Raw genomic sequence first — 25,649 nt, 5'->3', positions numbered from 1 at the left:
AATTATATTATCCTTTTACAATAAATTCATCCAGATTTAGGAATACATTGGCCACCATAGTCAATGCCGCCATCTTAGGTTTATTTTTTCCTGAATACTCTAACGCTACCTCAGGAAACTCAGAACTATCCATATTGTTTACATAATGCAATAGGGCATTATCATAAAACTGTGTCAATTGCATCAATTTTTCCTCGTTAATGGTTTTGCCCATCACTTTAAAATAGCCAAATTTTATTTGATTCTCCAGCTGATTATCCGCTTCAAACATCTGTTTTGCCAATAATTGTGATGCTTCAAAGAAGGTTTTATCATTAAGCAAACTAAGGGCCTGTAAGGGTGTATTCGTCAACACCCTACTTGAAACACAACTAGACCTATCCGGGCTATCGAATACGATCATATTCATAGGTGGGTTCACCCGTTTCCAAAAGGTATACAACGAACGCCTATACATGGCATCATCTCCCTTAAGAACATAATCCGGAAGGGTATTCCACCCACCCGCAATTTCTACATCCGTGTTAATAACACTAGGGCCACCGATCGTTTTATTGAGCAAGCCGCTCACCATCAAAATTTCATCGCGAATCTGCTCAGCAGAAAGACGTGTACGGGACCCTCTGGAAAGCCATATATTATTGGGGTCCATTTCTATTATCTCGGTATTTGCAATCGAGGATTGTTGATAGGTCGCCGAAAGAACTAATTCCCGTAACAAAGGTTTTATCTTCCACTTGTATTCTTTCATTAATTTTACTGCCATCCAATCCAACAACTCCGGATGACTTGGGTTTTTCCCCTGTGAACCAAATTCCTCCATAGATTCCACTAAACCCCTTCCAAAGATTTGCTCCCAAAAACGATTTACCACCACCCGCGCGGAAAGCGGGTTTTTATCACTTACCATCCACTTGGCAAATTCCAACCTATTGCTCGGCTCCTTGTTATCACCCAAACTATAAATATCTGGAATTCCCATACGTACTTCTTCTCCTAAATTTAGCCAACTGCCGCGATCAAAAACAAAAGTCTTACGAGCTTTATCTTTTTGCAATTCTTGGATTATGGGAGTACTTGTAGTTGGGATTTGGGCAAGTTCCTCCAGTTTTTGCTTGAATTCCTTATCATGTTTCTCCATAAGAGGTTCTTTCTCATAATAGAAAATCTTATCCAAATAGAAAAGATGTGCCACATAACTCTCGCCTTTATGGAACTGCAGAAAAACATCGTGTTCACCCGTAATCTCCGGAATATTGACGCTAAACTCCTTTATTTTCAATCCGTTTTCTACACGTTTGGAATCTTCCGTACTGGAAATGCGTACTTGACCAATATTTCTTCCATTAAGTGAATCCAAATGAATGGAAATATCACCTGCATATTTCAGAGAAGCTGATACCAAAAAGCCCATTTTATTGACTTTTCTTAAATCAACATTATTATAGCTGGCCCATGAACTATCCTGAATCTGCCACAAAAAATTTAAACCTCCATCCAATTCTATAAACGGACTAGTTTGATCAAATGCTTCCGCCTCTATGAACCGATATCCCATATGCGCTAGCAACGTCTCTTTTTGATCGTACAAAAAACGAGATTTTGCCACCTGTCCATCACTAGGGACCAATTGACCATTAATATATTTCAAAAGGGCATCTACCTCTTTTTTATTCTCCTTTGAATAGGTGAAAAGTTTAGGTTTTTCAAAATAAGAATCGTCATCGGCTGCATTATTAAAGAAAGCCATAGATTCATAAAATTCCCTATGCCTAAAAGGGTCATATGGGTGACTATGGCATTGAACGCAAGCCATTGTAGTGCCTTGCCATACTTCGTAGGTCGTTGAGACCCTATCCACAACAGAGGCCACTCTAAATTCTTCATTATCCGTACCACCTTCATCATTGGCAAGGGTATTTCTGTGAAATGCCGTAGCAATCAATTGTTCCTCCGTTGGTTCTGGAAGCATATCCCCTGCCAATTGTTCAATTGAAAATTGATCAAAGGGCATATCGCTATTAAAGGCCGCAATTACCCAATCCCGAAATTTCCAAATTTCCCGATTGGTATCCTTTTCAAACCCTTTGGAATCAGCATATCTAGCCAAATCTAACCACATACTGGCCCATCTTTCCCCGAAATGGGGAGATCCCAATAATTTATCTACCAATTTTTCGTAAGCATCAGGAGAATTATCTTCTAAAAAGGCTTTAGCCTCTTCCATGGTCGGCGGAAGACCCGTCAGATCCAAATAAAGTCTTCTCAACAAGGTATTTCTATCTGCCCTTTTTGAAGGAGATAGTCCCTTTTTATTCAATTTGGAAAACACAAATTGATCTATTGAATTCTTGGCCCAGCCACTATCGATCACTACAGGTGGTACGATGCTTTCTTTAGGAGGAATATATGCCCAGTGTTTTTCCCATTTCGCCCCTTGATCGATCCACTTAGCTAAGATCTCTATTTCCTCCGGTGAGAGTTGTGGAGATTCAAATGGCATCCTAACCTCCGGGTCTTTGGACACCAATCTTCTATATAGTTCACTTTTTTCATGGTTCCCCCGCACAATGGCAGGTTTACCGGATTGTGTTTCACTAAAGGCATCCTCTTCAAATAACAAACTAAACTCTCCATTAGCCTTAACCCCTCCGTGACATCTTAAACATTTACTATTTAAGATTGGGCGAACATCGCGATTAAAGCTTATTTCATTATTTGATGAGTCAGCGCAAGACCCCATAAAAAGGATAGTCAAAATCCATGTAAGCCTATATATACTGCTTATGCAAACAGATTTTGCCATTTTTAAAATATATTTATATGTCAATTTCCTACTCTTTTACTGCCTCCCCGTTTATATTTAATTAAAATTCTGTTCAGCTCACAAGGAGTAAAACCCTAACCGCTGAGTTAATCCTTTAAGCTGTATTTCTTATTGTTTATAACCAAAACAATAAGAATCCACATTAATTTAATATTTACAAAATATTTATAAATATACATGAAAAAGTTAAAGGCATTAATTCTTTAAATATCATTGCCTTTTATGAAAAAATAATATGAATTTTCTTTAAAATAACAAACCACGGGGCATTAGAAGTTGGAAATCATTAGATTAAAAATCTGTACGCCAAAATCACTAAAAACCGTTTTACTACGGCTTGTATTACTTATTTTTAATATGCCCGAAACCGGATTCGATCAAATCTGCCTCAGCCAAGGCATAGTGTCGTACATTTAAAAATTGATGCTCAAGGTTTTCTAATAGTCCTGAATGCAGCCAAAGGGCAACTTAATGTGGTCATATACAACGGATTTTGTGTGTGCCCGGAAGGATGAATACATTCAAAAGGGGCCCCGTAGTCAATCCCTTTCCTAAAATCGTTCTGACGTAGATCCTCTATGAATTCCTTCGCCAATTTCTGGGCCAGGTTAAAATTGGTCTTGGCAATGGCATAGCACACCCATCCTGTTGGCGTTCCCCAATAGGCTCCATTCTGATAGGTATTTTTTTTGGCCAATGAGAATTCCCAGGCCGTGGATTCGTTAAAGTCGTCTGTAGTTAATATATGTCTAATATTCCCTTTGTACGCTAGGTAACCTTTTTCATAAGCAATGGACAAGAACCGACTTGTCCTTTCGGTATCCTCCTTGCTTAAAATATCGTAATAAATCGCTAAGGCCGTGGACCAAACGTCTGCCTGACCTCCTTTTCCGTTTGATGCTCTTAGCATGCCTCTTTCATCCATAAACAAGGTTGGTATTGCCACTTTAATCTTATCGGCAATTGACCTGTATTTATCCGCTTTGGTCTTAATTTTCAATTTTTCAAACAATTCAGCAAGCTCCAAAGCTGCCCTGAATTTTAATATGGATGGAAAACTAAGATCTCCCGTAATAGTCATTACATCCCTAAAACCGAAGTCGATACCTCTAAAATGGTCTGTAGTAGTTACGATATGATTATCCAACCTGGAAGGAGGCACGTTAAAAGCAATTTCTAGGCGGTCTATTAGCCTTGCTCCATTTATTTCCTGATTCAAAATGGATACTTCGGCCGTATTCTTTATATAATAATGGGCCATATGAACAAACAGGAACTGATCCCCATAGGGAGGCGTCCTACCAAATTGTGGAGTTCCCTGTTCCTCGAAGCTATAGGTCCCCGGAAAGTATATTGGGAGACTGTCATCCATACGAATGTGATCTGCTATAGCCCCAAAAGGGATTAGGGCTCCATTTTTGGTAATCCATGTTTTATCGGCCTGTGTTGAAGCCGTTAGTATTAACATGTTCCTTTGCTCGTCCGCGGTTATAAACCCAGATTCCAAAGACATGGCGTAATCACGTATCCAAAAAGCAGGATAACTCCCCCTCCCCCCTGGTTTTACCAATACCATGCCTGTATTGTTGGTACCCATTTTGTCCGCCACCTTTTGACCAGGGTAAATACGAGAGCTATCAATTATTGTTTCCGTAAGTGTTTGCAGGAATTGAAAATCCTTACCACTTAAAATAGGGCTCTCTTGAGTAGATGCAGATTGCCCATAACCAGATACCGCAATGGCAATAGAGAACAAGGTTAATATCGATTTCTTCATATAATTCATTATGGGTTTCAAATTAAGTATACTGCCTCTATGATATATAGAGGCACTTCTAAAATACAATTTTATATTTGACAAAGTCCCAAACCTAAAAGACTGGTTTAAATCACCAAACATAGGCCGATTAAAACTTAATACAGCTGTATAAGAATGAGTAGAATTGTTAATTTTAACCAAGTTCTTTTGACGGTCAAAAAATATTAGCGAGAAATTGCTGTAACTAATTCACAACTATAGCAACCAATAACAAAAGAAAGATCTAAAATATCCCCTTAATCAATAAAAGAAACAACTATGCAAACAATATTGGGCTCTGGTGGGGCATTTGGCATTGAACTGGCCAAGGCTTTAAAAGATTATACTACCGACATCAGATTGGTAAGTAGAAATCCGCAAAAGATAAATGATACGGACTCACTTCTTTCCGCTGATCTTTTGGATAGCACAAAGGTTTTTGAAGCAGTCCAAGGCTCGAGCATTGTTTATGTCTCTGTTGGATTTCCCTATAATCTTAAAGTTTGGCAGCATAACTGGCCAAAATTCATAAAAGATGTAATAGATGCCTGCATAGAATGTAAGTGCAAATTGGTGTTTTTTGACAATATATACATGTACGACCTCAATTGTTTAAATGAAATGAATGAGGAAACAACCATTAATCCCCCAAGCAAGAAAGGTGAAATTCGTTCGGAAGTAGCTGCCATGATTATGAACAAAATCAAAGAAGGGCAACTTGAAGCCTTGATCGCACGTTCTGCAGATTTTTATGGCCCAAATATTAGAAATTCGAGCATGTTGACAGAGATGGTTTTTAAACCTTTAAGTAACGGGAAAAAAGCAAATTGGCTATCCTCTGTAGATTTTAGGCATTCCTTCACCTATACACCAGATGCAGGCAGAGCAACCGCCTTGCTTGGTAATTCCGCAGAAGCGTACAATCAGGTATGGCATTTGCCAACAGCAAATAACCCCTTTACCGGTAAGGAATGGATTGGGGCCATTGCCAGAGAAATGGGTGTGAAACCTCGAATTCAGGTAGCCAATAAATTAATAGTGAAAATTATGGGCCTTTTTATTCCTATTATGAAGGAAATGCCCGAAATGATGTATCAATATGACAGGGATTATGTCTTCAATTCGGACAAATTCAATAATCATTTTGATTTTAAAACCACTCCCTATTTGGAAGGAATTAAAGCAATTGTAAAATCGGATTACAAAAAATAGTCTACTCCAAAAATTTTGAAATAGGCATTAGACCTAGCACTTTCCAGAAGATTTATGGCCATTTAAAGTTCTGGCAAGATTGCTGGTGGTACTATATTCTTAACCGGCTTTATACTCTTTAAATAACTGAAAATGGCTTTCAGGTCTTCCTCCGATAATTTGGCATATCCTTCCCAGGGCATAGGGGGCAATAACGGTCTACTATTGTCTAGACCTTTAAACTTTCCATTTTGTATGGCTTTCACAAACTGCTCCTCTGACCAAAATCCTATACCTGTATCATCAGGGGTTAAATTACCGGCAAAAGAAGTGCCCCATGGTCCTATTGCTGCGGTTCCGTTCATATTAAACAGCACGTAGCCCCCTACCGATTGGGGATCATAGTCAGGCAAAATTTCATTGGAATCATGGCCGGATAACAATCTATTGGGATCGGGCACCGGACCTCTTTCCGTCATAACTTTAGGGGAGTGACAATCGTTGCACCCTAGGGTCGCAACCAAAAATTCCCCTCGTTCTATACGGTCGTCGGAGCTTGACAGATCTTCTTTTGTTACTTCCTTTTGTTTTGGTGAGCCACATGCACTTATCATTAAACTGGTGACGGCAAGCGCGAAAAATGTTTTTTTCATAAACTTTTAATTTAGATTTTATTTTATGGATATGAGAATATTTAGTTTATAATCTGATGCCCATAAAGTCATGGGACAGAGATTAAAATATACTTGACAAAGGAAGACAGAAAGTGCGAAGACGACAATCACATAAGTATGTGAAAATTATAAGGTATAGACCACAAGGCAATTAAAAGTGTACCATCTTTTAACATATGGCCGAAGTATTGAAAGGCAAAAGCCCTAAAATTAATTTGTTATCTTTCAATACTAATCCAAAATCAATAACTATGAGCCCAAGAAAAACCTTCCTCCAAGGCAATTTCAACGGACTGCAGCACCTTGGACTACCTGTTTCCAACTTAAAGGCTTCTTTGAAATTTTACGAATCCCTAGGCTTTAAGAGAGTCTTGGATTCCCATGTAGATGTTCCTGAAGAAAACGATACCATACTCGTGGCTATGATGGAGCAAAAAGGCGTAATTATTGAACTATACCAGGTTACCAAAAACGACCTATTGGAATTAAAATCCCGTAAAGATGGCCATGTGGACCATATAGCCTTCGATGTGGCCGATGTTGAAAAAGCATTTAACGAACTTAAGGCAGCTGGTTTCACCATAATAGAGGAACAACCTATATTCTTGAATTTCTGGGAAAAGGGCTGTAAATATTTTGCCGTCAGGGGGCCAGATGGAGAAAAATTGGAATTTAACCAGATTCTCTGAAGCTGTTAAATTCTTGGTCTCTCACCAATGGTAAAAAGGTCCAGATAAAATATTTGTTAGATTATGAGTATTGACACAAATAAGAAGTTTGTCTAACCGATTTAACCTTAAAAGAAGTGTTGGCCCCAACTTTAAAGGAAGCACCTGCCTTGAAGGATTTCCATTCAGTTTCCCCGGGCAACAGCGCAATTAATTCCCCCTCTATAACATTCATGGTTTCCTTGGCAGTAGTCCCAAATTCATACTCACCAGGTTCCATTACCCCCAGGGTCGACTTCCCAGTTGCCGAGGTGTAACCAAGGGATTTTACGTTTCCATCAAAATATTCGTTACTCGAGATCATAAATTTTCTTTTATAGGATAGCTGGCAAATATAAAGAAAGGAAGTTCAAGATAACGAGCCCTATAACTATTTTACGTTCATGGAGATTATATATTCCTAAACAATAGCCTTAATATTATAAACTAGAAAGCTGTGGAATAAGGGTTCATTTATCTGCCCTTATTCCTGACGGTATACAAGGTAGCATAATAATAATTTGTGATCCTCCGCCTGCAATGGGTTTCATTAAAATATGACCTTGGTGCAAACCAACTATCTTTTTACAATAAGCCAGCCCTAAACCCCTACCACTTTCAACGTGAAATTTCTGTAACAATCCAAAAACTTTACCCTGGGCATTATTGGGAAATCCCTTAGAATTGTCCTTGATCCGAATCTGGATAAAGTCCGTATACCGGTAGGCATCTTCTACAGATTTATAATAATTATCCATAATCAGTTCCGATGAAATTTCAATGTACAACTGTTTATCCAGATTTCGGAACCGATATGCGTTGGCCAACAATTCCCTCATCACTCTAGTCAACCTAGGTATATCACCACGGACTTCTTGTACCCTCAATTGACTTAAATCTGGCAGAATTTCAGGGATACCTAGTCTTGCCAAGGCGGCTTTGATCATTTCCTCCAAGTTACCCACGGTGAAGTCATTCATCCTATTTTCCAAAGAATGAAAGCGTTGTAACCGCATCAATAAGTCCCGAGAATATTCCGATAAGTCTCGAAGTTTTTTGAGATAGGATGTAAACTCTACTCCTACACCCTCCTCCTTCTCTTTTTTACCTTCAAGAAGACCTGCAAACAAGTGTATTTTTCGCAAGGGTTCCTGCATGTCATGGGAAAGCACTTTATTAAATTCAACATGCTCCTGATTAATTCGTTTTAGTTCACGTAATTGGTGCTCCAATAATTGCTCATTTCTTTCCAAATCTGCCTTCATTTTCAACAGAAGTGCATTCTCTCCAAGTGCCTTTTCTGCCGCTTGCTTAGCCTCCAGAATTCCTTTTTCATACTTATTGCGCTTGGCCATTTGAAGTCCAACAGCCTGTACGGTAGATATTTCCGTTTTGCCGGAAAGGGACATATTCATGAGAACCGGATATTCCTTGCCAGATTTAGAACATAAGGATAAAAACATTTCATCTACTTTACCCTGCATCATTAACATAGGCAGGAAATGGGTCTTATAAAAAATCCGGCTTCCACCAGTTAGCAGGTCTTCAAACCGCAATCGGCCTATTACTTCCAAGTCTTCATATTCCAAATGACCCAGCATCAATTGGTTTATATCGGTAAGACAGCCGTCTACCGAAAAAGAAAACATATAACAGGGAGGATTAATATTCACTGATTCTTAGCTTCAAATGTTTAATTAGGTATGATTATCTTCAGTCTGTAAATATCGCTGAATGCATTTAATTGTTTCTTCCGGATGACTCATATGTGGACAATGTCCAGTAGCGTTCAAATGGTATATCACACTATTTCTTAATTCTTGGTGTACATATGTCCCTACTTTTTCATTGGCAATATCATCTTCCAAACATTGAAGAATGAGGCTTGGAACTTTTACCTTGGAAAGATCCTCTCTGTTGTCTGAAAAAAAAGTGACCCTAGCAAAATTACTTGTAATCTCCTTGTCCATGGAACAGAAACTTTCTTCAAGTTCATGCACAAGTTCTGGCCTTTCTGCGTTCTTCATGACCACCGGCGCCAGAAAGCTGGCCCAGCCAACATAATTATTTTCCATGACCTCCATAAGACTATATAGGTCCTTTTCTTCAAAGCCTCCAAAATAGCCCGGCTTATTAATATAACATGGGGATGGACATACTAGAATTAATGATCGGAATAATTCCCGTTGTTGAATGGAAGCTAGAATGCCTATCATTGAACTTACGGAATGCCCTACAAAAATTACGTTTTCGAGGTTTAGAGCATCACATATTTCAAGAACATCTTGGGCATAACCGTAAAGTGAACCGTAACGATCCTCACTATATTGCCCCGTAACAGATTTACCGCAGCCAACATAATCGAACAAAACCAATTTATAATTTGCAATAAAAGCCGGAGTAATAAATCTCCACATTACCTGGTCGCATCCAAAACCGTGCGCAAACATAATAACTTGGGTTCCGTCCCCAATTACATTTACATTATTCCTTTTTAAAACATCCATGCACAATCTTTTTCCTAAAGATAGAAGAAAAGAGCAATTTTGATTATTATAACCATTATAAAGAGTTCACATATGTAGAAAAATATGTCATACCTAAAGATATATTGCCAACACACATAAAATATTCGTCCTAGTTTAAAAAATTATAGTAGGTTAGATAGACTACAGGCATCGATAAAAGTAGCTGCTTTTTAGGCTGATGTCACATTTTTCCTTAGAACTGAAAGATAAAATTGCCCAAGAAAACTTTGTATGAAATGATGTAAATTTGATACAAGAATATATAACTCTATATCATCTTTACTTTTTCGTCACGAAAAATTTGTAGATGAATTTCTCCTTGCCAGGAGGCCTAGATACATGTCGTCATTTCGACAACAATTGATAAAAAACAAACGATAATGAGCAAAATATACTTTCCCTTATTACTATTGGCATTAATTTCATGGGAAGCAAGAACGCAAAATTTGATTGCCTCCCCTTCAGATTATTTACAGGATATCAAGATAGAACTTACCAAAAAATGGCCTAACAATAGAACAGTCAATTTAGTCTTTCATGGTCATTCTGTTCCTGCTGGTTATTTTAAGACCCCCGTCGTAAATACTTTGGACTCCTATCCATTTCAAGTACTTAAAAGAATAAAGGATCAATATCCCTTTGCAGTAGTCAACATTATTAATACTTCTATAGGCGGTGAGAATTCTGTTAGTGGCTCGGACCGGTTTGAATCGGAAGTATTAATCCATAAGCCAGATGTTCTCTTTATAGACTACGCATTGAACGATGTTGGAGTTGGACTTGAGAAGTCCTACGAGGCTTGGGGCAATATGATAGGAAAAGCTTTGGATAAGAATATTAAAATAATACTACTAACCCCTTCCCCCGACCAAAGAGTAAATATTTTGGAAGTGAACAATGTTTTAGAACAGCACAAAAATCAGATTCGACAATTAGCCAAAGAGAACGGTGTTGGACTGGTGGACAGCTACGCATTATTCAAGGAAAAAGTTATTAAGGGTGACAGCATTACAAAATTTATGTCCCAAGTGAATCATCCAAATGCGGAAGGACACAAACTTATCGCAGATGAAATCATTACTTATTTTCAATAGCCCAATAGGGATTCAGTGGAACCTTTTAAAGGAGTAAATAAAAAGAATTTATAAAATAGCGTCCTAAATAGAGTCTAAATAATTCTTCATTTACTAATAAGATTAAATTGACAAAATAATTAATTTATTAACGACATGACTGACAATCGAAACACATCCCTGGAAATAAACAAAGAACAGTTTAAGAATATCGGTTATCAGTTAGTGGATAGGATCGCGGAATTTCTGGACACCATGGATGATAAACCTGTTACCACAGGAGAATCGCCCCAAGAATTACAAAAATTATTAGGGGTCTCATCCCTACCGGACAATGGAATTCCGGCCGCTGATATAATCGCCAATGCCACTGAATTATTGATGAACCATTCCCTACTGAACGGTCACCCTAAATTTATGGGCTACATCACCTCATCACCAGCACCCATTGGAATGTTTGCCGATTTATTAGCGGCCTCGGTTAACTCCAACGTTGGCGCCAATATACTAAGCCCTGTAGCAACCGAAATTGAAAAGCAAACTGTAAAATGGTTGGCCGAATTTATCGGTGTCTCCCCTGAATATGGTGGTATATTGGTCAGTGGAGGTAATATGGCCAATTTTACTGCCTTTTTAGCCGCAAGAACTGCTAAAGCACCGAAGAATATCAAAGAAGATGGTCTAGCAAGCACTTCAAAAAAATTAATGGTCTATTGTTCAAAAACCACCCATACATGGGTTGAAAAAGCCGCTATTCTCTTTGGTCACGGTTCAAATTCTACCAGATGGATACCTACCGACAGCTTTAATAGAATGGACAACGACCTTCTGGAACAAGCCATAAAAAAGGATCTAAAAGATGGCCATCAACCGTTTATGATTGTTGGAACTGCGGGAGATGTGAGTACAGGAGTCGTAGATAACCTACAGGCTATTGCAGCCATATGCAAAACATACAATTTATGGTTCCATATAGATGGTGCATATGGTATCCCTGCCGCCTTAATTCCTGAATTAAAACAGATGTTCCAAGGAATTAAAGAGGCCGACTCCATTGCTCTTGATCCACATAAATGGTTATATAGTCCATTGGAAGCTGGCTGTACTTTAGTTAAGGACCCCAAACACCTTACTGACACCTATAGTTCGCATCCCGAATATTACAATTTCAGTAAAAACAACGACGGACTAGTTCATAATTTCTATGAATATGGGCTTCAAAATTCGCGTGGATTTAGAGCTCTTAAGGTTTGGATGGCCTTAAAGCAAATAGGAAAAAATGGTTATTTGAAAACGATAAGGGAAGATATAGAATTATCCAAATTACTTTTCCAATTAGCCGAAAATCATTCGGAATTGGAGGCTATAACCCAAAACTTGAGCATAACTACCTTAAGATATGTTCCAGAGGGTTACGGAGACAAATCGGGCAAGAATGAAGCGTATTTAAACACTTTAAATGAAGCTTTATTGGATGTATTGCAACAAGGCGGGGAGGTTTTCTTATCAAATGCTATAGTGCAACATAAATATTGTCTAAGGGGATGCATAGTTAACTTTAGGACCTCAAAAAAAGATATTGAGGAAATCATTGGGATATTGGTGAGGGAAGGAAAAAAAATGCATCAAAAGCTCGCTTCCAACTAAATAAATAAAGGGGTTCTATGGTTCGGTAGAAGCTTTGGGACAGCTATTGAAAATCAGGAACTTTGTTACAGGAAATTACAAGACTCCAAATAACTAATGAAGGCATTAAATAAACGATTGTAATCTATAGAAATGAATAACATAGACAACCACATTAACTATATTGAGTTCAAAGCTAAGGACCTCGAAAAAACTAAAAAATTCTATACCTCAGCCTTTAATTGGACCTTTACTAATTATGGCCCTACCTATATCGCTTTTTCCGGTAGTGGATTGGAAAAAGGTTAATAGTTAACGAAAAAATTCATTCTTCCATGGGTATTGCAGAACCAACGATAGGAACTAAGAAAAATAGTGGTGATTCACCTGGAGTAACGACTAAAAAATTACGATTTCAAGTACTTTGGACACGAATTATATTGACCCAACGTATTAACCTTTAGGTCACAATAAATTAAAATCTAACCTAAAATCATTTATGAAAACTTTTATTTGGCTCCCCTTAATATTACTGGCTATTCAATGCGCTGCGCAAACCAAGGTCATTCTGGATACGGACATCGATTCGGACGTAGATGATGTACAGGCTTTGGCGATGCTACATGCTTATCAAAAAATGGGCAAGGTAGACTTAATAGGAGTGATAGCGACCAGTTCAGATATTTTTTCATATCAATGTGTAGATGCCATCAACACCTTTTACGACAAATCGGATATCCCTATCGGGTTTTTAAAACAACAAAAAAATCTTGATAATTTCTCGAAATACACTAGGCAGGTAAGTGAAGAATTCCCTCATTCCATAACCACAATAGATCAAACAATCGAAGCCGCTCAACTTTACCGAAAACTCCTGTCCGAAAGTATGGACAATTCGGTTGTCATAGTAACTATTGGGCATTTGACCAGTCTCCAAAATTTGTTAAAATCTGAAGGCGATAAAATCTCATCCCTGACCGGAAAAGAATTGGTGAACAAAAAAGTAAAAAAATGGCTTTGTATGGGCGGAACATATCCTATGGGCTTAGAAGCCAATTTTTATCGTCCAGATCCTGAATCTACAGTTTACTGCCTTGCCAATTGGCAAAAAGAAGTTGTTTTTTGCGGTTGGGAACTCGGAAATCAAATTATTACCGGAGGTGAATATTTAAAGTCAAAATTAAACACTTCCAATCCCGTATACCGAAGTTATGAACTTTATAACAATTTTGCAGGTCGGCCTGCATGGGACCAAGCAGCTGTGATGCTTTTGGACAACGACACAGCTTCCCGGTTTTTTAACATCAACACCAATGGTTATGTATCCGTAAATAAAGATGGCAGTAACGAATGGCATTCAGGCAAAAGCCAAAAAGATAAAAAGCACGCCTATATTACCATCAAAAAAAATATTGCCCCCGAGTCCATCGCCAAAACAATGGATGAGCTCATTCTAGAACTGCATTCCAACTAAAAGACTATAGAAATGAGTAATATAGACAACCACATTAACTATGTAGAGTTCAAAGCAAAGGACCTCCAAAAAACTAAAAAATTTTATACCTCAGCCTTTAATTGGTCCTTTACTGATTATGGCCCTACCTATATCGCTTTTTCCGGTAGTGGATTGGAAGGGGGATTTGAAAAGACTGAAAATAATATTGTAAATGGAGCACTAGTGGTATTGTACCATAAACAACTTGATTTGATAAAAAATAAAATTGTAGAAAGTGGGGGTGAAATTTCTAAAGATATCTTTTCCTTTCCGGGCGGAAGCAGATTTCAATTTAAAGACCCTTCCGGCAATGAACTTGCTGTTTGGTCCGATCATTAAGAGTGTAGGAGCAGTAGGTATACAGACCATTTTGACTTTGGAAGTTAATGGTAAATATTGAAGTCCTAACAGAAAGAATTTTAAACTTAATATAAAGTGATATGGGTTTTTATCAGTTTAAGAAAAAACAAGAGATCAGTGCTTCGATTGAAGAGGTTTGGGCATTTATTTCCAATCCAAGCAATCTAAAAGCAATTACCCCCGATTACATGGGCTTCGATATTACCTCAAAGGACATTCCTTCAAAAATGTACGAGGGCATGATGATAAGCTACAAGGTTTCACCCATTTTCGGAATTAAAACTACCTGGGTCACTGAAATTACCCACTTAAAGGAAAATAGCTATTTTGTGGACGAACAAAGGGTTGGACCATACAAGATATGGCATCATCAACATAAGATAGAGCCGACTGAAAATGGGACATTAATGACCGATATTGTCAGCTACCAACCACCTTTGGGACTCTTGGGAAGTCTTGCCAATACTCTTATTATAAAGGGAAAGCTTAACGAAATATTCGATTATAGGACCAAGGCTTTGGATGAAATATTTTAAAGGCAAAAGATCGTAAAGACATTTGTTAACCACAGCCTATGAATAACAAATCAATCATTAAAATAAAAGATGGCAAAGTTGGAATGATCGGCTACGGAATGTTATCCTCTCTTGAAAGTGTTGAAGATGTCCTTGGAAGAAAATACCACGATGAAATATTTTGTGTGCATTTAAACGGTTTACAACGGGCCTGGAATTTTGTCGGCGCCAATAACGACCCCAATTTACCGTCCGAATATCTAAAATATGACTCCTTTTTCCTAAGAAATCAGGAAACTATCCCCTTTGAAAAATCCATATTTTTAAATATCGTGGAGAATAAAGAGGTTCAATTAAACTGTGCCTTGTATTTTGTAACCCTTGATGAATTGGAGATGTTTGATGAATTAGAGGTAGGATATAAAAGAATAGATGTCACTGATATTGTTAAAGAATACAACTTTGAAAACGGAAAAATATATGCCTACAAGGCGCTACCGGCATATGAGTTTAATCCCGAAATGGATAGTGACAAAAGTATCATCGACAAAGGTTATTTAGATCTGGTATTGGCATCCTATGATACCATGGGAAGTGAGCATAGAAAAGAATATGACCTTTCCACCATACCCCCTGACCCCTATTTAGTAGCTCCTGTAATACATAAGAAGGTTAGGGAGTAATTTGAATATCAATACTATTTGGCTTTACCAATCCTAGCTTGAACGTTCCGTATTTCTCTTTAAAAAATCAACAAATAAAAAGTGCACCGACATAATCAATAGAATTACAAATAAATATTCATTAAAAAAATTATCCTTAGAAGGAAAACTAGGAACATACAGCTTAAACGAAACCATATAAATTAATAGGCATAACCCCACTAAAACAAAGCTATACCGCCAATCCCTCAAGCAATCCAGGTACAGCCTGGGTTTCAGGAGAAGGGTCAAATCCTTTCCAAACAATTGTCCGGCCAAAGGCCATAGAAAAAAAAGGGGTAATGCAAATAACCTTGTTTCCCTAGCCAAAGTAGCTGCCATAACAATAGGGGTATTTATCACTAATGCAAGTAGAAAAGCCAAGATGTATTTTTTTTCCAAAATGGTATAGGCCTTAGGCTTTATAGACATATAAAGAAAATAAAGAGCGGGACCCAAAACCAAGAAAAAAGATACTATGGTTTCAACGGAACTGGCATAAGTTCCAAAGTTCTGAAAGTAACAACTAAGCCTATTGGCTACCACCTCGGAGGTCTCTTTCCAAATACCGGTCGCCCAAATAAATACCCCCAAATAAATACCGTATAAGGGAAGTGGCAAGAAAAGTAGCAACAATTTTTTTTTGACCATTGATGTCCACTTATTGTTGGTTTTCAAACTTAGACCAGAAAAGATAACAACCAACCCAGGCCATAGAAAAACAGTACTTTCCCTAGCTATGGTTGCCATTAAAAATAATGGAACATAATATTTCCACTTTCCCCTGATCAAAGCAAGAATACTGAGCAAAATCAAGCAATATTGAAGTGGCTCATCATAACTGAAAACTGGTGGAAAAAAAGCAAATAGTATGGAAAAGCTTAGAAAATAGGCCACAAGATTAAACATTGCCTGACCCTTTGATGCATTAAGTCTTAATGAGAGGGCATAAATCAATATTCCACTAATCCATAGCAATAATAAGTTCACAAGTACAAAAGACTCCCCCAAGGTTACCCCAAAAACACCGGACGTAGCCTCGATCAATAAAGATGTTAATGGGCGTCTGGCAAAGGGTGCAAATTCTTGGTGATATCTAATTTGGGAAGCCAGAAAAACATTGGATAGCTTTGTGTTGTTTTCATTCAACATACTATCCGATACGGGAAGCATATGAATCCCATAGATCAGTAGCACTATCAAAAAACTTATAAGATACTGCCAATAATTTTTCATATTTAACTCACCGATGGAATGCCTAAAAGTAAACAAAACATTAGTTGGTTGTTATTATCCCAAATAATTAATGCCTTATGGGAAAATTGCAATTATTTCCATAGTGTAGACTCCTTTTAAAATATAAACTTCTAAAACCTATATTTTCCTCCCATCCAAAAGATTAATTATACGTGAACCGTAGGTAGCGTTTTTTTCTGAGTGGGTAACTTGAATTATGGTGACCCCTTCATTATTCAATTGCCTAAAAAGTTCCATAATCTCCTCCCCTTGCTTAGAGTTTAGATTTCCAGTTGGTTCATCGGCCAAAATAAGTTTTGGAGAAGAAATTAACGCCCTTGCAACACCTACCAATTGTTGTTGTCCTCCACTTAACTGTGCAGGGAACAAATCTTTCTTTCCTACTATATTAAATCGGTCCAAGGTATCCGCCACAAGGGATTTACGTTCAGAGCTGCCCACTTTTTTATATAGCAAGGGCATTTCCAGATTTTCCTGAACGGTAAGGTCGTCCAACAAGTGGTAGGATTGAAAAACAAAGCCTATATATTGTTTGTACAAATTGGTACGGTGTTTTTCTTTTAGGGTATGAACAGGCTCATGCAAAAAGCTATATTCTCCCTCATCAAAATTATCCAACATGCCAATGACATTGAGCAGCGTAGATTTACCCGAACCTGATGGTCCCATAATGGAAATAAACTCCCCTTCTTCCACGCTAAGGTTAATATCCTTTAACAGGAAAACACGCTGTCCCCCTGAGTTTACCCATTTAAAAATGTTGTTAAGTTGTAGTAGCATATTGTATTCTATTTAATTCATTTATGTCCCCTAACCCTCCCGTCGAAATGCGCGGGACCGACTATCCCAAGGAGCACTAACGGATTCTTGGCAGCTTTAATTAAGAAAATCAATTTCTTCCTTTTCCATAGCCTCCATAACCGCAATCCTCAGACTGATCCCAACAACCGAACATTGATTATTCCTTTATGGTCATTCCGTCCTTAAACTTTTTAAAGGTTTGATCAATGCTGCCCCAATGGACTGATAACTAATGGTCGCCACAGCAATAATCAAAGCTATTCCGCCAGCGAAAAAGAATATTTCCCATCCAATATTAATCTTATAGGCAAAATCCTCCAACCATCGGTTCATCATATACCATCCTATGGGTATCGCTATAAGAATGGCCAAAAGAATCAACTTTAAAAAATCTAGTGTCAATAGTTTATAGATACTTTCAAAAGGAGCCCCCAAAACCAACCGAATACTAATTTCCTTTTTGCGTTGTTCCACCATAAAGGCAGAAAGGGCAAACAGTCCTAAACAAGCTACTAGAATGGCAAACAAGGCAAAACTGTTGAATATTTTCCCCATACGTTGCACATCCTCGTGCATTTGGGTGAATTTTTGATCTAAAAAGGAATATGCAAATGCTTGATTGGGAACATTTTCGTTCCAAATGGCTTCAAGGGAAGTCAAGGACTCCCTAATATTGTCTGTTTTAAGTTTTACCGAAATTGCACCCAGATCGTTGTTTGCAACCACTAGGGTAAGTGCTCCAATATCTTCCTTCAAGGATTTAAAGTGGAAGTCCTGTACCACCCCTACAATGGCCCAGTCCCTTCCATTGTTTATATGCTTTCCTACTGGATTGTCATAACCGAGATCTTGTGCCATTTTAGCATTGACAATCATCGAGTTAATGGTGTCGGAAGCAAATTCCCTGGAAAAATCCCTACCCTGCTTCACCTTTACCCCCAATGTTTTTATGTAATCATAATCCACTCGCCAAACTTGTGCAGGAATCCCACGATCTTCAATTCCTTCCCCCACCTTTTTAAAAGTATTGCCATTTCTTTTGGCACCATCTATCGGCAAATAATCACTTTTTGTTACATTTTGTACTTGAGGAAGTTCTAACAATTGTGCCTTAAAGCTTTCCGATTTATTTCCTAAGATATTGGCCCCTTCCAAAATCACTACCTGATCTTTGTCGTAACCCAGTTCTTTGTGTAGGATATAGTCCATTTGCTTGTAGATGATCAATGTCCCTATAATCAGGATTACCGATGCAGCAAATTGAAACACGACCAATCCACTCCTCAGCTTCCCGCTCTTACTGCCGACACTAAGGCTCCCCTTTAGCACATTTACGGGTCTAAAGGAAGAGAGGTAGAAGGCAGGGTACATTCCTGCCATAATTCCAATTAGCAGCGCAGAACCTACCATAAGCGGTACAAACCACCAAACCTCCCAGGGAAACAAAATCGACTTTGCCGCAATGGCATTAAAGGCAGGCAACAAGGCCCAGGCCAACAGGAGACCTAAAACAAAGGAGATAATACTGAAAAGCACGGATTCTGTAAGGAATTGCGCAACCAGATTACTTTTGAATGCCCCAACTGTTTTACGCAAACCAACTTCTTTGGCCCTATTGGCCGATTTGGCGGTAGAAAGGTTGATGAAATTGATACAAGCCAACAATAAAATAAACCCTGCAATGGCTCCAAAGAGCCATACAAACCGAATATCGCCATGCTTTAGACCATCCCCCATAGCAAGATCTGATCGTAAATGTATATCGGCGATTGGTTGCAACTTATATTCAATGGTTTTCAGTACTTGGATAAAGGCCGGGTCACGACCATAAGCCAATTGGGCAGGGATTATGTAGTTTTCCATAATGGAAAACATTTTTTTCTCCAATGCCGGAATACTAGCATTTTTATCCACAAGAACATAGGTGAAATAATTCTGATTTGTCCAGCTCATGTTGGTATCCTCTATGGGTAAAAGAAAATTAAACTGGAGATGGGAATTTTTAGGAAAATCTGGCATTACCCCCGTAATGGTATATGGTCTTGAAGTATTGTTATCCAACACAATGGTCTTACCCAATGCATCCCCATGAGGGAAGTATTTATCTGCCTTGGATTTGGAAATTACAATATTTCCCGGTTGTAATAAAGCTTCTTTGGAGTTTCCCTGTTCCAAGGAAATCTCAAGAATTTCGAGGATGTTCTGGTTGGCAAATACAAATCCATCCTCAAAATTGTTCTGGGATTCACCAGCCAATCGCAATCCTCGTTTCCCAGCGCCAAAGAGCTCGCTCATATTTATTTTCCCCGCCTTTACAATTTCTGGAAAATCAGTTTGTAGGGCATCCGCAAATGGCAATTGAAAATGAACGCTTTTTTTTAGCTCACCGTCCATTACACCTTGTAACACAACCCTATAAATACGATCCTTATTTTTGTATTTCTGGTCATAGCTGAGTTCATCGTTAATGAAAAGTGCAATCAACAGACAAGCAGCAATGCCCATGGCAAAGCCCCCAACCTTTATGAAAGTGAAGAGCTTTTCGCTTTTAATGCTTCGCCAAGCAATTTTAAGATAATTTTTATACATTACAGTCGATTTTGTCCTCCCCCTAACCCCCTCCTGGAGAGGGGGAATCGGTTCGGTTTTTGATTTATCTTTTCACGTTGTTTTCCTATGTAAGCGCTACCCTTTGTCGGAAATAGTATTGACTTTATTCGTTTCTCAATGATTCTGCTGGGTTAACCATTGCCGTTTTAAAAGATTGTGATAGGATGGACAATGCCGCAACCAGAAGGACTACCAATAGGGGTACTGCGAACATCCAAATACTAAGGTCAATTTTGAAGGCATATTTTTCCAACCATTTCTTGGTGACGAAATAGATGACCGGTAAGGCTATTGCCCCTGATAATAGGACTAGGCTCAGCAACTTTATTGGAATTATTGACAAGGCCTGTACCACTGTGGCACCCATAACTTTTCGCACACTTATCTCCTTGGTTTTTTGCATGGCCATATGCGATCCCAGACCGAACAGACCTAAGGCGGCAATAAAAATTGCCAACAATGAAAACACCAAACAAATGATTCCGAATTTCGATTCGGCCTGGTACTGCCGATTAAAGTAATCATCCATAAAAAAGGAGTTGTACAAATCGTTCGGGAAAAACTCTTTGAACTTGGACTCTATTTGACCCGTTGTTTCAGGAATATTACCACTTGCAATATTTACAGTGACAAACGAAACCCCGTAGCCCATAAGATTCATAAAAACAATAGGGTCGTACCCTTTTTGTAGTGATTGTTGATGATGGTCTTCTACCACTCCTATTATTTCGGCTGTTCTATCGATAGGACCATACTTGAATATCATCTTTTTGTTAATAGCCGCTCCAGGGTCCGAAAACCCTAATATTCTTGCTGCCGAACGATTGATCAAGACCCGATGGCCTGATGGAACCGGACCCTCTCTTGTATACAAAGAGGTAGCATCTTCCTTGACAAAATCTCTTCCTGCCAAGAGATCAATGTCGTAGGTTTTTATAAAATCTTGATCTATAATCACGAAATTTGCACTGACCCCTAACTCTATTGGTTTATGCGCCTGGCGTATGGTATTCCCTTGTATAATTGGTTTACCTGGTATTTCGTCGGACAAGGCAACACTATTGATCCTTGGGTTTTGAATCAGTTCCCGCTTAAAGGATTCTACTTTCCGCTGCGTGGTGGTATCAGCATATGTAGGTGCACCAAAAACAAGATTTTGTTCAGCATTAAAACCAAGGTCCTGGTTCTGCATGTAGGAGAATTGATTATAAACAATGTATGTTCCCGCAATAAGCGCAATTGAAATGGCAAATTGAGAAACAACCAAAGCCTTTTGAAGCGTATTCCCTTTGGTTGTTTTATGAAACTTTCCTCGAAGAACTTCAATAGGCACAAAACCTGACAATACAAAGGCTGGGTAAAGACCTGCTAAAACACCTCCTATTAAAAATATACCTAACATAGCTAACCAGACTTGCCATTCACCCCACATTCCAAAGTTTAACACCTCTATTCCTACCAATGAATTAAAGGAAGGAATCAAGAGATTGATCAATACAAATGCTATAATAACAGCAAAAAAATTAATGATAAGCGACTCAAATAGAAATTGATGTATAAGTACTGATCTAGGAGCACCAACTACTTTTTTAATCCCCACTTCTTTGGCGCGCTCCATAGATTTGGCGGTAGAGAGGTTGATAAAATTAATCATCGCAATTGCAATGATAAAACCGGCTACGATCAATAAAAAGTACAAAGTACCTTCACTGTTATTGGGAGAGATTTCTTTTAATAAGTGTGATTTTAAATGAATGTCCTTAACGGGTTGCAGTGCCATTTTTGCTTCAAATCCATGCTCGATCATTATATCCCCCAAATATTTTTTTACGAATCCCGGAAACTTAGCTTCTACGGTCTTCTGACTTGTTCCCGGCTTTAGTTTAATATAATTGTAAAATTCTGGCCATACCCAACTGTTGGCATGATCGCCATTTGGGCCGAAGATGTTATAGGAAACAATCATACCCATAGGTAAGTGCGTATTGTCCGGCCGTTCTTTAAAAACACCAGTTACCTTTAATTTAAAATTATCATTGACCTCTATCATTTTTTCAATAGGGTCTTCAGTCCCGAAAAAGCGATGGGCTATTTTCTCGCTCAGAATTACGGAGGTAGGTTCATTTAGTGCCGTTGCAACATCGCCTTGAATAAATTGTAAATCGAAAAGATTGATAATCGCATTATCAGCAAAATAAATATGATCATCATTGGCATCAGACTTTATTTCGTCACCAAGGGTATTGGTATATGAAATATTCATGGTGCCAGAAAATGCCATTGGCTTATCTGCGATACGGGTATAGCTTTCAACTTCCGGAAAATCTGATAGCATTGCGGGGCCCGTCATCGGATGATTTGTTGCTGAAGTAACAAAACCATTATCACCCAAGTTTGTAGTCAGGGTAACCCTATATAGGTTATCAACATCAGGAATAAAATTATCATAGCTTTTTTCGAAAGCAATGTATTGTGTCAACAGAATAAATGCCGTTATTCCTATGGAAAGGCCTAAGACGTTGATGCCCGTAAACAGTTTGTTCCTTAAAAAGAATCGTAAGGCAATTTTCAGATGATTTTTTAACATGATTCTCGTTTTTAGTCCTCCCCTTAGTCCCGCCTTGGGCGGGAGACCGGTTTGGTTTTTAATGTCTTTCGTATTCTTTGATCAAGAATAATTTTCACTGCTTATTGAAAATTGTCCAAGGCAAAACTGTTTACTTTTCATTGATTACTGCTCACTGTCCCAAGGTACCCCCTTCCGTCTTCTCCTGAAATGGGAAGGAACTGCTCTTTGGCAAACATTGGCACCTCCCTAACAATCAATACCAATTGCCAATTTTGTTCTTATTATTCACTGTCCACTGCTCCCAATTCATTGCTCATTGCTTATTGTTCACTGCTTACTGTTTACTACTCACTGCCAACTGTTTACTGTACACTTTTTCACTCTGTTCGTAAACTTTTGGCCGGATCTGTTCTGGCCGCCTTGATCGTCTCAAAACTTACTGTTGTAAGTGCCACCCCCAATAGCAGTATTCCTGCCAAAGCAAACAGCCACCAATTAATGGCTACATGAAAAGCAAAGCCTTGAATCCATTCGTTCATATAATACCAGGCAACAGGAACCGCAATTAAAAGGGCTAGGGCTACCAATTTTAAAAAATCTTTTGAGAGCAGATTGAACAACCCAAAAACACTTGCGCCCAATACCTTTCTTACTGCAATTTCCTTGACCCGCTGATTAGCCGTAAAAGCTGCCAGACCAAAAAGACCTAAGCAGGAAATAAAAATGGCCAAGGCTGCAAAGGTGCCGACCAACTGCTGTGTTTTTTGTTCTTCCTTATACCCATTTTCAATGGTTTCATCCAAAAAATGATAGGCAAATGGCAAGCTACTAAATTGGTGGTGTACCTTTTCCATATGGGCAATGGCCTCCTTAGTCCTCCCAGGCATGGTTTTTACATAAACAAGATCAGGTTCTGCGGGCCTGCAACGTATAATCATGGGTTGGATCGGGTTATGTAGGGAGGTAAAATGAAAATTTTTGACCACCCCAACAATTTGCCCACCTTCATCACCCCAAAAACTCAATGATTTCCCAATTACATCTTTCATCCCCATGGCCTTTACCGCTTCCTCATTGACCAAATAATTCAAAGTATCGCCAGCAAATTCAGGAGAAAAACTTCGGCCTTCCTTAATAGGAATGTTCAGCATTTCCATAAGTCCAAAGTCGGTTGTAAGTATGGTAAACCATTGTTCCCCATCATCAGGGCTCTGTCCTTCCCAAACGGGATCGGAGGTAGTACCCCAAGAATCTATAAAATTACTGCTAGCAGAACTCAGCTCCTTAATTCCTGAAAAATTTGCCAACTCGGCCTTAAAGGTCTTTGATTTCAAATACGTTTCGTGGTTCATCGGCATATAAACAATGTTCTCCTTATCCAAGCCCAGATTTCTATCCTGAATATATTGAAGTTGCAGGTAGACCACCATGGTTCCCGTAATCATAACCATGCAGAGAAAGAACTGAAATACGACCAAGCCCTTTCTTAAAAAGTTTTCGCCTCTATTGCCCTTTAATTGCTCGTTCAAAGCATGTACCCCCCCCTTGAACGATGAGAGTGAAAAAGCAGGATAAAGCCCTGAAAACAATATGGTGGCCAATGAAATAAGGGCCAAAATGCCATAGATTTGACCATCTAAAAAGTCGATCGTCAACTCCTTTTCAGTAATCGCATTGAACATAGGCATGGAAACTACCGCCAACAACACTGCGAACACTACGGAAATGCCCACTAGAACTGCCGATTCCATTAAAAACTGAACCAACAACGTTCCCCTACTTGCTCCAAGTATTTTTTTGACCCCTACTTCTTTGGAACGTTTAACCGCCAATGCCGTAGTGAGGTTTATAAAATTAAAACAGGCAATGAGTAAAGTGAAAATGGCAATAATGGCAAAGAGAATAATATCATCAATTCGACCGCCAATTACTTGACCGTTTTCAAATTTTGAATATAGGTATCTGTCATTAAAGGGTTGCAATGAAAGGGTACGCCATTTATCGTCTCCCATTTGTTCAGGAAGGTGTTGCAACTTTTGGCCCAATAGATTAAGGTTTGCCCCTTCTTCATGCAGCACGAAGGTTTTTACCCAAGTATTACCCCAGCTTTTATTGTTCATAGGCAAAAAATTGTCCACCGGTACAACTGCATCGAATTTTAAAGTGGATTGCCTTGGAATTTTTTTGAATACCCCTGTAACCAGATAGGGCTCGGAAGTTTCGGAAAGCATAAGATCTATCGTTTTTCCCAGAACTGCCCCATCAGGAAAATATATGGTGGCCATTTCTTCTGATAGCACGATACTTTTTATGTCGTTCAAGCAGGTTTTGGGTTCTCCTTCTTTCAAGGGAAAACTAAATAGTTCAAAAAATCCAGCATCGCTTCCTAATAGCTGCATTTCAATTGACTTCTCCCCAATTTTTAAGAGTCCTCCTCTTGGCCCCGTTCTTCGCACCGCTGTCTCAATCTCGGGTAGTTGTTCCATCAAAGCCTCTGCGACCGGATATCCGGTGCCGTCCCATGTGTTGATCGATCCGTCATCAGAACCAATGTTGGTCATTACCTGACTAATTTGGTTCCCCTTCGTGTGAAATGCGTCTTTATCCAATTCGTCTGAAATCCATAGGGCAATTAATAAAGTACACCAGAGCCCAATGGAAAGTCCCACAATATTGATCAGTGCAAAGGCCTTCCTTTTTGCTAGACTTCTAAACGCAATTTTGATATGGTTTACAAACATGGTTCTTGTTTATTGTTCGCACCTTAGTCCCGCCTCGGGCGGGAAACAGGTTCGATTTTTTGATTTAAATGCCTTTCGTATTCAATGCACATTGATACTTATTCTTTGTTCTACGATAATGTTCACTACTTACTACCAATTGTTTACTGTTTACAGCTCCAAATTCATTTCTAATT

At 38.7% G+C, this 25,649-nt stretch carries 20 protein-coding genes; 9 read left to right on the top strand and 11 right to left on the bottom strand.

Annotated features, from left to right (window positions below):
• Positions 1 to 7: 7 nt before the first annotated feature.
• On the bottom strand, positions 8 to 2,806 hold the full coding sequence (locus CWD90_RS12465) for a DUF1553 domain-containing protein (protein WP_157941211.1): 2,799 nt from the start codon (positions 2,804 to 2,806) through the stop codon (positions 8 to 10).
• 448 nt (positions 2,807 to 3,254) lie between these two features.
• Entirely contained in the window at positions 3,255 to 4,604 is a 1,350-nt protein-coding gene (locus CWD90_RS12460; protein ID WP_157941210.1) for a glucosidase family protein, read from the bottom strand.
• A gap of 300 nt (positions 4,605 to 4,904) precedes the next feature.
• Between CWD90_RS12460 and CWD90_RS12455 the strand changes: the two genes are divergently transcribed.
• The gene (locus tag CWD90_RS12455; RefSeq protein ID WP_103476398.1) at positions 4,905 to 5,837 is read left to right on the top strand and encodes an NAD-dependent epimerase/dehydratase family protein; all 933 of its coding nucleotides are present in this window, start codon (positions 4,905 to 4,907) and stop codon (positions 5,835 to 5,837) included.
• Positions 5,838 to 5,899: 62 nt separating this feature from the next.
• Here CWD90_RS12455 and CWD90_RS12450 read toward each other — a convergent pair whose 3' ends face one another.
• Positions 5,900 to 6,469 (bottom strand): c-type cytochrome, encoded by a 570-nt coding sequence (locus CWD90_RS12450; protein WP_103476397.1) that lies wholly within the window; start codon positions 6,467 to 6,469, stop codon positions 5,900 to 5,902.
• Positions 6,470 to 6,741: 272 nt separating this feature from the next.
• Here CWD90_RS12450 and CWD90_RS12445 point away from each other — a divergent pair, with 272 nt between their 5' ends.
• Entirely contained in the window at positions 6,742 to 7,179 is a 438-nt protein-coding gene (locus CWD90_RS12445; RefSeq protein WP_157941209.1) for a VOC family protein, read from the top strand.
• A gap of 61 nt (positions 7,180 to 7,240) precedes the next feature.
• Here CWD90_RS12445 and ppnP read toward each other — a convergent pair whose 3' ends face one another.
• The 3 genes from ppnP to CWD90_RS12430 all read right to left on the bottom strand — a co-directional run bounded on the left by ppnP (position 7,241) and on the right by CWD90_RS12430 (position 9,704).
• Positions 7,241 to 7,522: a pyrimidine/purine nucleoside phosphorylase gene (gene ppnP / locus CWD90_RS12440; RefSeq protein ID WP_103476395.1), complete on the bottom strand. Its 282-nt coding sequence runs from the start codon at positions 7,520 to 7,522 to the stop codon at positions 7,241 to 7,243.
• A 145-nt stretch (positions 7,523 to 7,667) separates the two neighbouring features.
• Positions 7,668 to 8,846, bottom strand: coding sequence for a sensor histidine kinase (locus tag CWD90_RS12435; protein WP_103476394.1), 1,179 nt, complete (start codon positions 8,844 to 8,846; stop codon positions 7,668 to 7,670).
• 48 nt (positions 8,847 to 8,894) lie between these two features.
• A complete protein-coding gene (locus tag CWD90_RS12430) occupies positions 8,895 to 9,704 on the bottom strand; it encodes an alpha/beta fold hydrolase (protein WP_285901348.1) in 810 nt (269 codons plus the stop codon).
• 401 nt (positions 9,705 to 10,105) lie between these two features.
• Between CWD90_RS12430 and CWD90_RS12425 the strand changes: the two genes are divergently transcribed.
• The 7 genes from CWD90_RS12425 to CWD90_RS12400 all read left to right on the top strand — a co-directional run bounded on the left by CWD90_RS12425 (position 10,106) and on the right by CWD90_RS12400 (position 15,477).
• Positions 10,106 to 10,819 carry an SGNH/GDSL hydrolase family protein gene (locus CWD90_RS12425; RefSeq protein ID WP_103476392.1) on the top strand — a complete coding sequence of 238 codons (714 nt, stop codon included), beginning with the start codon at positions 10,106 to 10,108 and terminating at the stop codon, positions 10,817 to 10,819.
• Positions 10,820 to 10,954: 135 nt separating this feature from the next.
• Complete coding sequence (locus CWD90_RS12420) at positions 10,955 to 12,445, top strand: pyridoxal phosphate-dependent decarboxylase family protein (protein WP_103476391.1); 1,491 nt, start codon at positions 10,955 to 10,957, stop codon at positions 12,443 to 12,445.
• Positions 12,446 to 12,577: 132 nt separating this feature from the next.
• Entirely contained in the window at positions 12,578 to 12,733 is a 156-nt protein-coding gene (locus tag CWD90_RS23025; RefSeq protein WP_157941208.1) for a VOC family protein, read from the top strand.
• A gap of 190 nt (positions 12,734 to 12,923) precedes the next feature.
• Positions 12,924 to 13,898: a nucleoside hydrolase gene (locus tag CWD90_RS12415; RefSeq protein WP_103476390.1), complete on the top strand. Its 975-nt coding sequence runs from the start codon at positions 12,924 to 12,926 to the stop codon at positions 13,896 to 13,898.
• Positions 13,899 to 13,910: 12 nt separating this feature from the next.
• The gene (locus tag CWD90_RS12410) at positions 13,911 to 14,258 is read left to right on the top strand and encodes a VOC family protein (protein WP_192878020.1); all 348 of its coding nucleotides are present in this window, start codon (positions 13,911 to 13,913) and stop codon (positions 14,256 to 14,258) included.
• 101 nt (positions 14,259 to 14,359) lie between these two features.
• Positions 14,360 to 14,815, top strand: a complete 456-nt coding sequence (locus CWD90_RS12405) for an SRPBCC family protein (RefSeq protein ID WP_103476389.1) — start codon at positions 14,360 to 14,362, stop codon at positions 14,813 to 14,815.
• A 38-nt stretch (positions 14,816 to 14,853) separates the two neighbouring features.
• Positions 14,854 to 15,477 (top strand): hypothetical protein, encoded by a 624-nt coding sequence (locus CWD90_RS12400; RefSeq protein WP_103476388.1) that lies wholly within the window; start codon positions 14,854 to 14,856, stop codon positions 15,475 to 15,477.
• Between the two features lie 33 nt (positions 15,478 to 15,510).
• On the opposite strand, the gene CWD90_RS12395 is transcribed toward CWD90_RS12400, so the two are convergent.
• The 5 genes from CWD90_RS12395 to CWD90_RS12375 form a co-directional block, all read right to left on the bottom strand.
• Positions 15,511 to 16,731, bottom strand: coding sequence for a hypothetical protein (locus tag CWD90_RS12395; protein WP_103476387.1), 1,221 nt, complete (start codon positions 16,729 to 16,731; stop codon positions 15,511 to 15,513).
• 138 nt (positions 16,732 to 16,869) lie between these two features.
• Positions 16,870 to 17,532, bottom strand: coding sequence for an ABC transporter ATP-binding protein (locus CWD90_RS12390; RefSeq protein ID WP_103476386.1), 663 nt, complete (start codon positions 17,530 to 17,532; stop codon positions 16,870 to 16,872).
• A 192-nt stretch (positions 17,533 to 17,724) separates the two neighbouring features.
• Complete coding sequence (locus tag CWD90_RS12385; protein ID WP_103476385.1) at positions 17,725 to 20,142, bottom strand: ABC transporter permease; 2,418 nt, start codon at positions 20,140 to 20,142, stop codon at positions 17,725 to 17,727.
• 124 nt (positions 20,143 to 20,266) lie between these two features.
• Positions 20,267 to 22,750, bottom strand: a complete 2,484-nt coding sequence (locus tag CWD90_RS12380; protein WP_103476384.1) for an ABC transporter permease — start codon at positions 22,748 to 22,750, stop codon at positions 20,267 to 20,269.
• A gap of 359 nt (positions 22,751 to 23,109) precedes the next feature.
• Entirely contained in the window at positions 23,110 to 25,473 is a 2,364-nt protein-coding gene (locus tag CWD90_RS12375) for an ABC transporter permease (protein ID WP_103476383.1), read from the bottom strand.
• Positions 25,474 to 25,649: the final 176 nt, after the last annotated feature.

The organism is Arenibacter catalasegens, assembly GCF_002909235.1.
Classification (GTDB): domain Bacteria; phylum Bacteroidota; class Bacteroidia; order Flavobacteriales; family Flavobacteriaceae; genus Arenibacter; species Arenibacter catalasegens.
This window is presented reverse-complemented; position numbering and strand designations above follow the sequence as displayed.

Coding starts and splice junctions, on each gene's coding strand:
- CWD90_RS12420 (WP_103476391.1), top strand. CDS start 10,955: ATGACTGACAATCGAAACACATCCCTGGAAATAAACAAAGAACAGTTT.
- CWD90_RS12450 (WP_103476397.1), bottom strand. CDS start 6,469: ATGAAAAAAACATTTTTCGCGCTTGCCGTCACCAGTTTAATGATAAGT.
- CWD90_RS12380 (WP_103476384.1), bottom strand. CDS start 22,750: ATGTTAAAAAATCATCTGAAAATTGCCTTACGATTCTTTTTAAGGAAC.
- CWD90_RS12460 (WP_157941210.1), bottom strand. CDS start 4,604: ATGAAGAAATCGATATTAACCTTGTTCTCTATTGCCATTGCGGTATCT.
- CWD90_RS12430 (WP_285901348.1), bottom strand. CDS start 9,704: ATGGATGTTTTAAAAAGGAATAATGTAAATGTAATTGGGGACGGAACC.
- CWD90_RS12410 (WP_192878020.1), top strand. CDS start 13,911: ATGAGTAATATAGACAACCACATTAACTATGTAGAGTTCAAAGCAAAG.
- CWD90_RS12400 (WP_103476388.1), top strand. CDS start 14,854: ATGAATAACAAATCAATCATTAAAATAAAAGATGGCAAAGTTGGAATG.
- CWD90_RS12415 (WP_103476390.1), top strand. CDS start 12,924: ATGAAAACTTTTATTTGGCTCCCCTTAATATTACTGGCTATTCAATGC.
- CWD90_RS12445 (WP_157941209.1), top strand. CDS start 6,742: ATGAGCCCAAGAAAAACCTTCCTCCAAGGCAATTTCAACGGACTGCAG.
- CWD90_RS12405 (WP_103476389.1), top strand. CDS start 14,360: ATGGGTTTTTATCAGTTTAAGAAAAAACAAGAGATCAGTGCTTCGATT.
- CWD90_RS12465 (WP_157941211.1), bottom strand. CDS start 2,806: ATGGCAAAATCTGTTTGCATAAGCAGTATATATAGGCTTACATGGATT.
- CWD90_RS12455 (WP_103476398.1), top strand. CDS start 4,905: ATGCAAACAATATTGGGCTCTGGTGGGGCATTTGGCATTGAACTGGCC.
- CWD90_RS12425 (WP_103476392.1), top strand. CDS start 10,106: ATGAGCAAAATATACTTTCCCTTATTACTATTGGCATTAATTTCATGG.
- ppnP (WP_103476395.1), bottom strand. CDS start 7,522: ATGATCTCGAGTAACGAATATTTTGATGGAAACGTAAAATCCCTTGGT.
- CWD90_RS12385 (WP_103476385.1), bottom strand. CDS start 20,142: ATGTATAAAAATTATCTTAAAATTGCTTGGCGAAGCATTAAAAGCGAA.
- CWD90_RS23025 (WP_157941208.1), top strand. CDS start 12,578: ATGAATAACATAGACAACCACATTAACTATATTGAGTTCAAAGCTAAG.
- CWD90_RS12375 (WP_103476383.1), bottom strand. CDS start 25,473: ATGTTTGTAAACCATATCAAAATTGCGTTTAGAAGTCTAGCAAAAAGG.
- CWD90_RS12395 (WP_103476387.1), bottom strand. CDS start 16,731: ATGAAAAATTATTGGCAGTATCTTATAAGTTTTTTGATAGTGCTACTG.
- CWD90_RS12435 (WP_103476394.1), bottom strand. CDS start 8,846: ATGTTTTCTTTTTCGGTAGACGGCTGTCTTACCGATATAAACCAATTG.
- CWD90_RS12390 (WP_103476386.1), bottom strand. CDS start 17,532: ATGCTACTACAACTTAACAACATTTTTAAATGGGTAAACTCAGGGGGA.